General features: G+C 63.7%; 1 protein-coding gene. It reads left to right on the top strand.

The window, feature by feature from the left end; translation table 11 throughout:
- On the top strand, positions 1 to 851 hold an 851-nt coding region (locus tag PZ895_RS11380), incomplete at its 5' end, for an ATP-binding cassette domain-containing protein (protein WP_275839112.1).
- Between the last annotated feature and the right edge of the window lie 61 nt (positions 852 to 912).

The raw sequence follows: 912 nt of genomic DNA on the forward strand, positions 1-912 counted from the left end.
CCGAGCACGACCGCATCGAGGGCCTCGAATTCCTCGACAAGGTGATCGACATCGATCAGTCGCCGATCGGCCGCACGCCACGTTCCAACCCGGCAACCTATACCGGTGCATTCACGCCGATCCGCGACTGGTTCGCCGGCCTGCCGGAAGCCAAGGCGCGCGGCTACCAGCCGGGCCGTTTCTCCTTTAACGTCAAGGGCGGCCGCTGCGAAGCCTGCCAGGGCGACGGCGTCATCAAGATCGAGATGCACTTCCTGCCCGACGTCTACGTCACCTGCGACGTCTGCCACGGCAAGCGCTACAATCGCGAGACGCTGGACGTCACCTTCAAGGGCAAGTCGATCGCCGACGTGCTCGACATGACGGTCGAGGAAGGCGTCGAGTTCTTCGCCGCCGTGCCGGCCGTGCGCGACAAGATGGAGACTCTGAAGAAGGTCGGCCTCGGCTACATCCATATCGGCCAGCAGGCGACGACGCTTTCGGGCGGCGAGGCCCAACGCATCAAGCTCGCCAAGGAACTGTCGCGCAGGGCGACCGGCAAGACCCTCTATATCCTCGACGAGCCGACCACCGGTCTGCATTTCCACGATGTCGCCAAGCTGCTCGAAGTGCTGCACGAACTCGTCGACCAGGGCAACACGGTCGTCGTCATCGAGCACAATCTCGAAGTCATCAAGACCGCGGACTGGGTCCTCGACCTCGGCCCCGAAGGCGGCGACGGCGGCGGCCGGCTCGTCGCCTCCGGCACACCCGAAGACGTCGTCGCCGAACCGAACAGCTACACCGGCCAGTTCCTCAAGGAACTCCTCGAGCGCCGCCCGGTGATCGGCAAGGCTGAGGCGGCTGAGTAATCAGCCTCCAAACTGCTTTGCGAGCAAAATACTCACTGCAATCAGCGCCAGAAGAAGAAGA

The sequence above is a fragment of the Mesorhizobium sp. YIM 152430 genome, from assembly GCF_029210365.1.
Taxonomy (GTDB): Bacteria; Pseudomonadota; Alphaproteobacteria; order Rhizobiales; family Rhizobiaceae; genus Aliihoeflea.